An 11,918-nucleotide genomic window follows, 5' to 3' on the forward strand; every position below is an offset into this window, starting at 1 on the left:
GCATATTGTCCCCATCTGCCGCCGGAGTAATCCATGTTCAGCAAAGACCTCGAACACACCATCGGCCAGTGCTACAAGCGCGCCCGTGAGGCCCGGCATGAATTCATGACGGTCGAACACCTGCTGTTGGCACTGCTCGACAACCCGTCCGCCCAGGCCGTACTGAAGGCTTGCGGCGCCGACGCCGACCGCCTGCGCCAGGAGCTGGAGCAGGCCATCGAGGCCTCCGTGTCCCGCCTGGCCGAAGATGACGGCCGCGATACCCAGCCCACCCTGGGCTTCCAGCGCGTGCTGCAGCGGGCCGTGTACCACGTGCAGTCCTCGGGCAAGAAGGAGGTCACCGGCGCCAATGTGCTGGTCGCCATCTTCGGCGAAAAGGACTCGCATGCCGTCTATTACCTCAACCAGCAGGACGTCACCCGGCTGGACGTGGTCAATTACCTGTCCCATGGCATCGCCAAGCTGGGCGAGGAGGGCGAGCAGCCGTCCTCCTCCTCCGAGGGCGAAGGCCGCATCGAAGGCGGGGAGGGTGAGCCGAAGGGCGATGCCCTGGCCGAGTTCGCCAGCAACCTCAACGAACAGGCCCGGGCCGGTCGCATCGACCCGCTGGTCGGGCGTGCCGACGAGATCGAGCGCACCATCCAGGTCCTGTGCCGCCGCCGCAAGAACAACCCGCTGTACGTGGGCGAGGCCGGCGTGGGCAAGACCGCGATTGCCGAGGGCCTGGCCCGCCGCATCGTCGAGGGCTCGGTGCCCGAGGTGCTGGCCGACGCGGTGATCTATTCGCTCGACCTGGGCGCCCTGGTGGCTGGCACCAAGTACCGTGGCGACTTCGAGAAGCGCCTGAAGAGCGTGCTGACCGCGTTGAAGAAAGTGCCCAATGCGGTGCTGTTCATCGACGAGATCCACACCATCATCGGTGCCGGTTCGGCCTCGGGCGGCACCATGGATGCGTCCAACCTGATCAAGCCGGCGCTGGCCTCCGGTGAGCTGCGCTGCATCGGCTCGACCACCTTCCAGGAATACCGTGGCATCTTCGAGAAGGATCGGGCGCTGGCCCGCCGCTTCCAGAAGATCGACATCGTCGAGCCGACCGTCGGCGAGACCTACGAGATCCTGCAGGGGCTGAAGTCCAAGTACGAACTGCACCACGGCGTGACCTATTCCGACGAGGCGCTGCAGGCGGCGGTGGACCTGTCGGTGAAGCACATCGGCGACCGCCTGCTGCCGGACAAGGCCATCGACGTGATCGACGAGGCCGGCGCCCGTCAGCGCCTGCTGCCGGAAGGGCAGCGCAAGGAGCTGATCGACGTCGAGGAAGTGGAGGCGATCGTCGCCAAGATGGCGCGCATTCCCACCAAGCAGGTCAGCGCCACCGACAAGGATGTGCTGCAGCACCTGGAGCGCAACCTGAAGATGGTGATCTTCGGCCAGGATCCGGCCATCGAGACACTGTCCTCGGCGATCAAGCTGGCACGCTCCGGCCTTGGCAACCCGGAAAAGCCGATCGGCAACTTCCTGTTCGCCGGTCCGACCGGTGTCGGCAAGACCGAGGTGACCAAGCAGCTGGCGCTGCAGCTGGGCATCGAGCTGGTCCGCTTCGACATGTCCGAATACATGGAGCCGCATTCGATCAGTCGCCTGATCGGCGCCCCTCCGGGCTACGTCGGCTTCGACCAGGGCGGCCTGCTGACCGAGAAGATCGTCAAGACGCCGCACTGCGTGCTGCTGCTGGACGAAATCGAGAAGGCGCACCCGGACATCTTCAACATCCTGTTGCAGGTGATGGACCGCGGCGTGCTGACCGATACCAATGGTCGCGAAGCCAACTTCAAGAACGTGGTGCTGGTGATGACCACCAATGCCGGCGCGGCCCAGGCCTCGCGGCGCTCGATCGGCTTCACCAAGCAGGACCATGCCACCGACGCGATGGAGACGATCCGCCGCAGCTTCACCCCGGAATTCCGCAACCGCCTCGATGCGGTGGTGCAGTTCCAGGCGCTGGGCTTCGAGCACATCCTGCGCGTGGTCGACAAGTTCCTGATCGAGCTGGAGATGCTGCTGCAGGACAAGCACGTCAGCCTGTCGGCCACCCCGACCGCGCGCGACTGGCTGGCCCACCACGGCTTCGACCCGCTGATGGGTGCGCGCCCGATGGCCCGCGTGATCCAGGACAAGATCAAGCGTCCGCTGGCCGACGAGCTGCTGTTCGGCAAGCTGGTCAACGGCGGCAAGGTCAGCATCGATGTCCGCGACGACGAGCTGGTGGTCGAGACCCAGGCCGAACCGGAACGCCTGCTGCCGGTCACGGTGGAGTGAGCTGACGCCGGGCCTGGCCCGGTGAGCTCGGGCAACAAGGGCGGCTCCGGCCGCCCTTGTCATGTGCGCGGTCAGCGGCTGCGCTGGCGGGTCTTCTTCTTGAAGGTGGCCTCGTCGATCGGCTCGATCTGCGCCACGGTGCAGCGGCTGGAGTCGGTCTGCAGCTGGCTGCGCCCGGCGGTGCACAGCAGGCCCTGCTGCCCTTCCGTGGAAAAGCTCAACTTCCGCGAGTAGCCCGCAGCGGAACAGTCGTCCTGGAAATGCACGACGTAGTGGTCCTGGCCATTGCGCAGCAGGATGTTGCGCGAGGCGCCGGCGCGCACCAGTTGCTGGTCGCTGCCCAGCTGGACGCAGTCACTGGTGGTGGAAGGGGTATCGGCGGCGCGCGCGGGCGATGCGCTGGCGGACGCGACAACGGCGATGAGCAGGGTGGTCAGCGGGAGCATGTTCATGGCGGGGCAGGGGATGGCGATCCGGACTGGATCGGCTCCCACGATGCCGCCACGCGTGCAGGGTCGAATCTGCCGCAAGCAGGGCTGACCGACGTCACGGTGAGTTCGGTCACGATGACCTCCGGCAGGGCCGGATTGCAGGCATGACAAAAGGCCAGCAACCAGGGCTGGCCTTGTCGAAGTGGCGCGGCGCGCCGACCGCTTACTTCATGCGGTAGGTGATACGACCCTTGGTCAGGTCGTACGGGGTCATTTCAACCTTGACCCGGTCACCGGTGAGGATGCGGATGTAGTTCTTGCGCATGCGGCCGGAGATGTGGGCGATGATTTCGTGCCCATTTTCCAGGCGAACGCGGAAAGTGGTGTTCGGCAGCGTCTCGCTGACGGTGCCCTCGAACTCGATGGAATCGTCTTTCGACATGTAGTCCTGTGCGGTTCAGAAAACGGCCACGCTGGGCCTAAGGCGCGGTATTTTACGCGTGACGGGCCCAGCTTGCAAAGTTTGTGTTAACCCCCGGCCAAACGCTGTGCCGGCAAGCGTCCGACCGCCTGCGTCCAGGGGCCTTCACGGCCGTCATGGCGCACCGCGTGGCGCACGTGCTCCAGAAACGCCGCGCGCGGCAGGTGTTCGGCGCCCATCCGCAGCAGGTGCGGATTCTCCACCTGGGCATCGATCAGCGCCCAGCCCCAGCCGTGAAGCGTGGATGCCAGCGCCGCCAGGGCGATCTTGGAGCCGCCGCTGGCGCCACTGAACATGCTCTCGCCGAAGAACATCGACCCGATCGCCACCCCATAGATGCCGCCGACCAGCGTCTGCCGGTCCCAGACCTCGAAGGAGTGGGCAAAGCCGAGATCGTGCAACTGGCTGTAGGCCTCAACCATCGCCGGGCTGATCCAGGTGTCGTCCTGGCCGGGCCGAGGCGCTGCCGCACAGGCGCGCATCACCCGGCTGAAGGCGGTGTCGGCGGTGACCTCCCAGGTGCTGCCGCGCAACTGGCGGCGGAAGCGGCTGGACAGATGCACGCCATCGGTCCGGAACACCATGCGCGGGTCGGGCGACCACCACAGGATCGGCTCGCCCTCGCTGAACCACGGAAAGATACCGCCGGCGTAGGCGTTGAGCAGGCGCGCCGGATGCAGGTCGCCGCCCACCGCGAGCAGGCCGTCGGGCTGGCGCAGGGCGGTCTCGGCCGGCGGGAAGGGGGCGTCCGGCGCATCGGCCAGGCGCCAGGGCAGCTGGCGGGTCATGCCGCCATTGTATTCGCCGTGGTGATGGTTGATGTCTGGCACCATCACGCTTCACCGGCAAGGAGCCTGCGAATGAGCGACCCGATCCCAGCCATCCTCGACGTGCATGACACCCCGCGCACGCGCAACGACAGCCAAGGCATGCTGCTGTCGCTGGCCAGCGAGCATCCGCATCAGCTAGGGGAGTTGATGCTGCAGGCCTTGGTGCGACGCTCACCGGGCTCGGCCTTCCTCGACATGGCGCTGGACCTGCTGCCGGATGAGGCGGTGCCCGCAGTCGCGGCCGATGCATGGCGCCGCTATCGCGAGGGCGAGCGCGGTGAACTGCTGGCCAGCGTGATGGCGTTCGCCAGCTACCAGGCGCCGCAGGTGCTGCAGGAAGATTGGGAGGCGTTGCTGGCGGTGGCCCACGAAGATCAGGTGCAGTTGGCCTCGCAGGTCTGGCAGGGCCTGTCCGCCGCGACCGCCGCACACTGGGCACAGATGCTGGCCGAGGCCGGGGATGATCGGGAGATGGCGCGCGCGAGGGCGCTGCTGCTTGCTGCTCAGCCCGAAACCTACACCGTAGCCCGGGGCTACCTCGTCGACTGGGGCCAGCTGGATGCCGAGATCTGGGCGCACTGGGCTGGCGTGGCCAACGGTCCGCTGCCGCGCCGCCTGTACGGTGAGAGGCCACTGCACATCCGCTTCGGCCGTGAGCAGCACCGCGCGCAGTTGGCCGATGAGCCAAGCTGGCGCAAGCGCATCTGGCGCCTGCATCCGACCTGGAATGGAGGCGAGGTGCATCACACGGGCCGCATGGGTGGGCTGCTGGACGCACTGTGCGGTGGTTGTCACGCGCCGCTGCAGCGCCTGCTGCAGACCCATGCTGCCGTACTGCAGCCCGGCGCGGAGGGTGAGGTTACGCTGGGGCTCTGCCTGGATTGCTGCGGCTGGGAAGAGCCGCCGGTGCGCTTCTATCGCCACGATGCCGACGGCCTACCCAATTGCCATCCCAGCCAGTATCGCGCGGTGCCGAATACGCCCACCGACAGTGGCGACCTGATGCAGGCCGAGGTGGGCCTTGTGGCCCTGGAAAGCGTGCGCTGGCAGCAACAGGACTGGGGCCAGTCCAACCATCGGCAGAACCTGTCGCGCGTGGGTGGTGCGCCGAGCTGGGTGCAGAGCGCCTGGTACCCGGCGTGCATCGATTGCGGCGAGGAGATGCCGTTCGTGATGCAGCTGGATTCAACGCTGCCGACCACGGCTGAGGGCACGCTGCTGTGGGGCAGCGGCGGCATGCTCTATACGTTCTGGTGCGCAACGTGCCGGGTGAGTGGGCACTTCTGGCAGTGCACCTGAGCGCAGTACGCGCCCCATCGCGCCGGTAGGTGCCAACCTTGGTTGGCACGCTTTTCCACTACGGCCCTGCGCGGAACGGCCCATGCCCCTGCAGTTCCTGCCGGTAACGCCGCACATCCCGACGCTCCTGCCGGCACCAGTCCTGCAGCGCTTCTGCAAACTCCGCATCGGCCACCCAGTGCCGGCTGCGCACCAGTGCCGGCAGGAAGCCGCGCGCCAGCTTGTGCTCGCCCTGTGCGCCGGGCTCGAATCGGCTCAGCCCCTCGCGCAGGCAGTACTCGATGCCCTGGTAGTAGCAGGCCTCGAAGTGCAGGCCAGGCAGGGTGGCGCCGCCCCAGTAACGGCCGTAGAGCGTGTGGCCGCCACGCAGGCACAGTGCACCGGCAATCGGCTGGCCCTCCTGCTCGGCCAGGAACAGCACCAGCCCGCGTCCCAATGAAATGGCCAGATGACGCAGGAACGCCTCGGTCAGCGCCGGGGCATTGCCGTATTCGAGGAAGGTCTGCAGGTAGAAACGGTACATGGCCTGCAGGTCGGCGCGGCTGGCCTCGTCGCCATGTACTACGCGGAACGTGATGCCCTGGCGGGTGACCTTGGCCCGTTCCTGGCGGATGTTCTTGCGGTGCTTGTGATCCATCGCGCCGAGGAACTGATCGAAGGTCGCCCACTCACCCGGATTCTGCCACTGGAACTGCACGTCCTCACGCAGCAGCCAGTCATCGCCGAACAGCGCCTCGTCGCCCGCTGTGTGGAAATTGATATGAGCCGAGGACACGTGCAGTGCGGGCAGCGCATCACGCAATGCCGACAGCAACGCGGCGCGTTCTGAATCGTGACGGGCCAGCAGGCGCGGGCCGGTGACCGGCGAGTACGGCACCGCGCCCAGCCATTTCGGGTAGTAGTCACGGCCATGCCGGGCATAGGCGTTGGCCCAGGCGTGGTCGAACACGAACTCGCCGTGCGAATTGGTCTTCAGGTAACCCGGTATGGCGCCAACCAGGTGGTCGCCCTCCCACAGCGTGAAGTGCCGGGGCTGCCAGCCCCAGTCCTCGCGCAGGCAGCCGTGTTGTTCCAGGCCAGACAGGAAGGCATGGCTGACGAACGGGTTCTGGCCGTCGTGCAGCGCATCCCAGTCGGTGGCGGGAATGGACTGCAGAGAGTCGAGGAAGCGGGCGGAGGGCATGGTTGGCAAGGATAGGCCAGGTGGATCGCGAACGGTGTTGGCGGGGCTGGGTTGGTTTGTTCCGGTTGGGGGTGAGGGAAGTTTGAAATCTCCATCCGTGTGCGCTTGGTGCGGAATTACCGGCGCACGGCTCGGCAGGGTGGCGGGGCGCTGCATGAGCGGCGCGCATCCCACCCATGGAGGAATCAACAATGAAAGGATTGAAGCTTGCAACTGCCGTGGTCGCGTGCGGCCTGTTCTTTGTGCCGCCCGTGTTGGCTTCTGCAGCCGAGATCTCGAAGGCAGCGGAAGATCCGGGCGCCTATGCAGAGTTGGTGGCGCTGCTTGAGCGCGAAATTTCCTCCCAGTTGACACGCCATCTGCAAGAGAAGGGCAGGTTGCGCCAAGTGACTGTGAGCGTAGCGGTAGATCCGCAAAAGCGCAGGATGGTCGTCGACTTCGGCTCCGGATACCTTCCGGGCAACGACCAGAACTATGGATAGCTCTTCCTCATACCGCTGGCCGCTGATCTTCGGCACTACTCCGATCAGGCGGGCCTGGAAATCCTGGACGTGGAGTTCCTTTTTCAGGGTAAGCCAATGGAGGCGCATTTCCCGGAAGATCACCCTGCGCCAAGAGCGGCGAAATCCCGGTCCGCACACGCGCAGGCTCTGGTTTCGTCAAGCCATGGGTACATTGCCTTGCATCCCAGCAGGGCGTGGGAATTTCAACGACCAGCCCCGCTCGGACTGCAGGAGGATGTATTGAGCCCAACATACGGAGACGAACTGCAGGGCTTTCTGGAGCAACGAAGCGGATTGGTCGTGCATCGAGCACGCAGTCGTTCTACGGACCCGCATCCGGAGTCGGGCCACCCTTGGGAACATATGTCTGCCAGGTATCACTTGAAAACGCTCCTTCCTGAGCATGCTGACATCTGGAACGAGCTGCCAAACAGCTCCGATAGCGATCGTGAAGTCAAGGAGGACATCCGTGCTCGCCCCAACTATGCCAATCATCTTGGTGTGGATGTGATGCTGAGCCTGCACACAAACGGAAACTCGTCCCCCAGTGTTCGTGGGGCCGAGGTCTATCACCATCGTGCCAAGCCTGAGGACAAGGCGCTGGGTGACAGCATTCTGTGCGGCATGAGAGAAGTAATCCATGCCCAGCCGGGGTACGAGAACTTTCCTGTTCGAGCCGAATCGGCTGCTGATGCGCACGGCGAAAACCGCATCGGGAGGATGCCCTCGGTGATCGTCGAAACCGCCTACCACTCCAATCCTGATGATGTGGCGGCATTGCAGGACCCCGTCTTCCGCTCGGCGTCGATGAAAGGGGTGGAGAAGGGCTATCGCCTGTGGGCAACGGGAAAGCCCTGCGAGCCGCTGGCCCTGCATCCGATCCCGGATATCGATGTCCCGATTCAGGCGGCCCGGGACGTTGAACTGGGCTATGCCGGGAATCCTCAGTATCCGTTGTCTGTGGAGCTCTCGCTGGCATCCTGTTCGGAGGCGGGCGCATGCACGCCCTGGGCGACGACATTCGATGACCCTGCCAAGCCACTGACCATCAATCTCGCCTGCAATGGCCCAAGTCCAGGTGTCGCGCGCTGGAGTGTTGTGCTGCGCGATGCGGATGGGGTTGCCACGACACCCGTCGAGTTCTCGCAGGCGTGCGTGCGAGCGTGAGGGCGGGCTTCGGTCTGCCAGGCATGGCCTGGCACTACTGAAAGCACAAAGGCCGGCGCTTTCGCGCCGGCCTTTGGTCTGGGTCGAGCATGGCTCGACTCAGCTGGCCTTGCCCTGCGCGTCCAGGTAGCGCTCGGCGTCCAGTGCGGCCATGCAGCCGAAGCCGGCCGAGGTGATCGCCTGGCGGTAGTGCTGGTCGGCCACGTCGCCGGCGGCGAACACGCCTTCCACCGAGGTCTGGGTGGCGTTGCCGCCCAGGCCCGAGCGGATCTCCAGGTAGCCGTTGTTCATCGCCAGCTGGCCGTCGAACAGGGTGGTGTTCGGGTGGTGGCCGATGGCCACGAAGAAGCCGTGGGCGTCGATGTCGCGGGTGCTGCCGTCCAGGGTGGACTTCACGCGCACGCCGGTCACGCCGGCGTCGTTGCCCAGCACTTCCTCCACCTGATGGTGCCAGACGGTCTCGATCTTGCCTTCGGCCACCTTCTTGAACAGCTTGTCCTGCATGATCTTTTCCGCCTTCAGGGTGTCGCGGCGGTGGACCAGATAGACCTTGCGGGCGATGTTGGACAGGTACAGCGCCTCTTCCACGGCGGTATTACCGCCGCCGACCACAACCACGTCCTGGTCACGGTAGAAGAAGCCGTCACAGGTGGCGCAGGCGGACACGCCGCGGCCCTTGAACTCGTCCTCGGTCGGGATGCCCAGGTACTTGGCGGTGGCGCCGGTAGCGATGATCAGGGCATCGCAGGTGTACTCGTGGCTGTCGCCGATCAGCTTGAACGGGCGCTGGGAGACGTCGGCGGTGTGAATGTGGTCGAAGATGACCTCGGTCTCGAAACGCTCGGCGTGGGCCTGCATGCGCGCCATCAGGTCCGGGCCCATCAGGCCATGGGCGTCGCCCGGCCAGTTGTCCACCTCGGTGGTGGTCATCAGCTGGCCGCCCTGCTGCAGGCCGGTGATGACAACCGGCTTCAGGTTGGCGCGGGCGGCGTAGACGGCGGCGGTCCAACCGGCCGGGCCGGAACCGAGGATGACGAGGCGCTGGTGGCGGGAGGGCAGGCTGGTGCTCATGTAGACTCGCGAAAAGGTAGATGGGACAAGGCGCTGGCGATGTTTGCGCAGCATCCGTGGCTGGTCATAGAGTGGCGGCTGGGGCAGGGCGATTCAAGCCGATGAACAGAACGCCGTCATCCAGCGGTGGTTCCGGCCCTCGGATTGCCCTGCCGGACGTCGCATAACTGAAAACTGACGCCGTCTCATTTATTATCAATCACTAACAGCGCATTCCAAAGGTATGGTCTAAGGTGGCGAAGCAGGTCCCCGAACGCTCCAAGTCCGACGACAGCAAGGCGTCACGTCGCACGGCCGCGGCGGCGGCGACGACCGACAATCCACGCCGCCAGCGCCTCTGGCGCGATCTGGGCCTGATCGCGATCGCGCCGGCCCTGCTGTATCTGGCGGCCAGTCTTTTCACTTATTCAGCGACGGATCCGGGTTGGTCGCACACCGGCAGCGTGGTCGCACCGGTGCACAACCTCGGCGGCCGTGCAGGGGCCTGGATCGCCGACGTGCTGCTGCAGCTGTTCGGCTACATCGCCTTCCTGCTGCCGGTGGTGCTGGGCGCGCTGGCGTGGATCGCCATGTTCGGCCTCAAGCGCGAGAGCAAGGGCGAGAACGACCTTGACCCGGCGCTGCGCCTGGTCGGCCTGGTCGGTTTCCTGATCGCCGGCACCGGCTTCCTGCATGTTCGCCTGTTCAGTGGCGACGTCTCCAGCGCTGGCGGCATCCTCGGCAAGCTGGTCGGCAATTCACTCACGGTGGGCTTTGGGGCGCTGGGTGCGAACCTGTTCGTGCTGGTGCTGCTGCTGGCCTCGATCACCCTGGCCACCGGGCTGTCCTGGTTCACGGTGATGGAGAAGATCGGCCGCGGCGTGATGTCGCTGGCGCCGTTGCTGGCGCGCAAGAAGGAGGAAGTCACCGAGTGGCAGCAGACCCGGGTGATGCGGGAGGAGCGCCAGGAAGTGCGCAAGGCCGATGCCGAGGTGCGCGCCAAGCGCGAGCCGGTGAAGATCGAGCCACGCCCGGAGCCGGTGATCGAGAAGAGTGACCGGGCCAAGCGCGATACGCAGATCCCGATGTTCCGTGGCGTCAACGGCGACGGCTCGGACCTGCCGCCGCTGGCCCTGCTGGACGACCCCAAGCCGCAGCCGGTGGGCTACGACAAGGAAACCCTGGACGCGCTGTCGCGGCAGATCGAGTTCAAGCTGAAGGACTTCCGCATCGACGCCCAGGTGGTCGCTGCCAACCCGGGCCCGGTGATCACCCGCTTCGAGATCGAGCCGGCGCCGGGCATCAAGGTCAGCCAGATCAGTTCGCTGGACAAGGACATCGCGCGCGGCCTGTCGGTGAAGTCGGTGCGCGTGGTCGACGTGATTCCGGGCAAGTCGGTGATCGGCCTGGAAATCCCGAACGTCACCCGCGAGATGATCTACCTGTCCGAGCTGCTGCGTTCGAAGGAGTACGACAAGTCGGCCAGCGTGCTGACCCTGGCGCTGGGCAAGGACATCGCCGGGCGCTCGACCGTGGCCGACCTGGCGCGCATGCCGCACCTGCTGGTGGCCGGTACCACCGGTTCGGGCAAGTCGGTGGCGGTCAATGCGATGGTGCTGAGCCTGCTGTTCAAGGCCTCGCCGAAAGACCTGCGGATGCTGATGATCGACCCGAAGATGCTCGAACTGAGTGTCTACCAGGGCATTCCGCATCTGCTCGCGCCGGTGGTCACCGACATGAAGGAGGCCGCCAACGGCCTGCGCTGGTGCGTGGCCGAGATGGAGCGCCGTTACAAGCTGATGAGCGCGGTGGGCGTGCGCAACCTGGCGGGCTTCAACAAGAAGGTGAAGGAAGCCCAGGACGCCGGCCAGCCGCTGATGGATCCGCTGTTCAAGCCGAACCCGGAGCTGGGCGAGGCGCCGCGGCCGCTGGAGACGCTGCCGTTCATCGTCATCTTCATCGACGAATTCGCCGACATGATGATGATCGTCGGCAAGAAGGTGGAAGAGCTGATCGCGCGCCTGGCACAGAAGGCGCGTGCGGCCGGCATCCACCTGATCCTGGCCACGCAGCGCCCGTCGGTGGACGTGATCACCGGCCTGATCAAGGCCAACATCCCGACCCGCATCGCCTTCCAGGTCAGCTCCAAGATCGACTCGCGCACCATCCTCGACCAGTCCGGCGCGGAAACCCTGCTGGGCCACGGCGACATGCTGTACCTGCCGCCGGGTACCGCCATGCCCGAGCGCGTGCACGGCGCCTTCGTCTCCGACGAGGAAGTGCACCGCGTGGTCGAACATCTCAAGGCGATGGGCCCGGCCGACTATGTCGACGGCGTGCTGGACGAAGTGCAGACGATGGGCGATGGCGTAGTCGTCGGCGCCACCGGCCTGCCCGAGAACAGCTCGTCCGGCGACGAGTCCGACCCGTTGTATGACGAAGCGCTGCGGGTGGTCACCGAGACCCGTCGCGCTTCGATTTCCGGCGTGCAGCGCCGGCTGAAGATCGGCTACAACCGTGCAGCGCGACTGATCGAGGCCATGGAAGCGGCCGGCGTGGTCAGCCCGCCCGAGCACAACGGCGACCGCACGGTGCTGGCACCGCCACCGCCGAAGTAAGACCCGACGTATCCCCCACGACGTCCAAGGAACCGAC

General features: G+C 65.8%; 10 protein-coding genes. 5 read left to right on the forward strand and 5 right to left on the reverse strand.

Annotation, left to right across the window (positions count from 1 at the left end; genetic code table 11):
* Nucleotides 1-33 precede the first annotated feature (33 nt).
* Nucleotides 34-2,319: an ATP-dependent Clp protease ATP-binding subunit ClpA gene (gene clpA / locus V3B30_RS04465; protein ID WP_100472226.1), complete on the forward strand. Its 2,286-nt coding sequence runs from the start codon at nucleotides 34-36 to the stop codon at nucleotides 2,317-2,319.
* Nucleotides 2,320-2,390: 71 nt separating this feature from the next.
* Here the strand turns inward: clpA and V3B30_RS04470 are convergent, their stop codons facing one another.
* The 3 genes from V3B30_RS04470 to aat form a co-directional block, all read right to left on the reverse strand.
* Nucleotides 2,391-2,771, reverse strand: coding sequence for a hypothetical protein (locus V3B30_RS04470; protein WP_262082657.1), 381 nt, complete (start codon nucleotides 2,769-2,771; stop codon nucleotides 2,391-2,393).
* Between the two features lie 202 nt (nucleotides 2,772-2,973).
* Complete coding sequence (infA, locus tag V3B30_RS04475; protein ID WP_005409596.1) at nucleotides 2,974-3,192, reverse strand: translation initiation factor IF-1; 219 nt, start codon at nucleotides 3,190-3,192, stop codon at nucleotides 2,974-2,976.
* Nucleotides 3,193-3,278: 86 nt separating this feature from the next.
* Nucleotides 3,279-4,019: a leucyl/phenylalanyl-tRNA--protein transferase gene (gene aat / locus V3B30_RS04480; protein WP_262082682.1), complete on the reverse strand. Its 741-nt coding sequence runs from the start codon at nucleotides 4,017-4,019 to the stop codon at nucleotides 3,279-3,281.
* 72 nt (nucleotides 4,020-4,091) lie between these two features.
* On the opposite strand from aat, the gene V3B30_RS04485 reads away from it, so the two are divergent.
* Complete coding sequence (locus tag V3B30_RS04485; protein ID WP_262082656.1) at nucleotides 4,092-5,360, forward strand: hypothetical protein; 1,269 nt, start codon at nucleotides 4,092-4,094, stop codon at nucleotides 5,358-5,360.
* Between the two features lie 58 nt (nucleotides 5,361-5,418).
* Here V3B30_RS04485 and V3B30_RS04490 read toward each other — a convergent pair whose 3' ends face one another.
* A complete protein-coding gene (locus V3B30_RS04490) occupies nucleotides 5,419-6,543 on the reverse strand; it encodes a GNAT family N-acetyltransferase (RefSeq protein WP_262082655.1) in 1,125 nt (374 codons plus the stop codon).
* Between the two features lie 191 nt (nucleotides 6,544-6,734).
* Between V3B30_RS04490 and V3B30_RS04495 the strand changes: the two genes are divergently transcribed.
* The gene (locus V3B30_RS04495; RefSeq protein ID WP_262082654.1) at nucleotides 6,735-7,025 is read left to right on the forward strand and encodes a hypothetical protein; all 291 of its coding nucleotides are present in this window, start codon (nucleotides 6,735-6,737) and stop codon (nucleotides 7,023-7,025) included.
* A gap of 402 nt (nucleotides 7,026-7,427) precedes the next feature.
* Nucleotides 7,428-8,213: an N-acetylmuramoyl-L-alanine amidase gene (locus tag V3B30_RS04500; RefSeq protein ID WP_262082653.1), complete on the forward strand. Its 786-nt coding sequence runs from the start codon at nucleotides 7,428-7,430 to the stop codon at nucleotides 8,211-8,213.
* Between the two features lie 99 nt (nucleotides 8,214-8,312).
* On the opposite strand, the gene trxB is transcribed toward V3B30_RS04500, so the two are convergent.
* The gene (gene trxB / locus V3B30_RS04505; RefSeq protein ID WP_014037154.1) at nucleotides 8,313-9,284 is read right to left on the reverse strand and encodes a thioredoxin-disulfide reductase; all 972 of its coding nucleotides are present in this window, start codon (nucleotides 9,282-9,284) and stop codon (nucleotides 8,313-8,315) included.
* A gap of 233 nt (nucleotides 9,285-9,517) precedes the next feature.
* Here trxB and V3B30_RS04510 point away from each other — a divergent pair, with 233 nt between their 5' ends.
* Nucleotides 9,518-11,881, forward strand: coding sequence for a DNA translocase FtsK (locus tag V3B30_RS04510; protein ID WP_100472231.1), 2,364 nt, complete (start codon nucleotides 9,518-9,520; stop codon nucleotides 11,879-11,881).
* The last annotated feature ends 37 nt before the right edge of the window (nucleotides 11,882-11,918 follow it).

Source organism: Stenotrophomonas sp. SMYL41, from assembly GCF_036319965.1.
GTDB lineage: Bacteria > Pseudomonadota > Gammaproteobacteria > Xanthomonadales > Xanthomonadaceae > Stenotrophomonas > Stenotrophomonas maltophilia_R.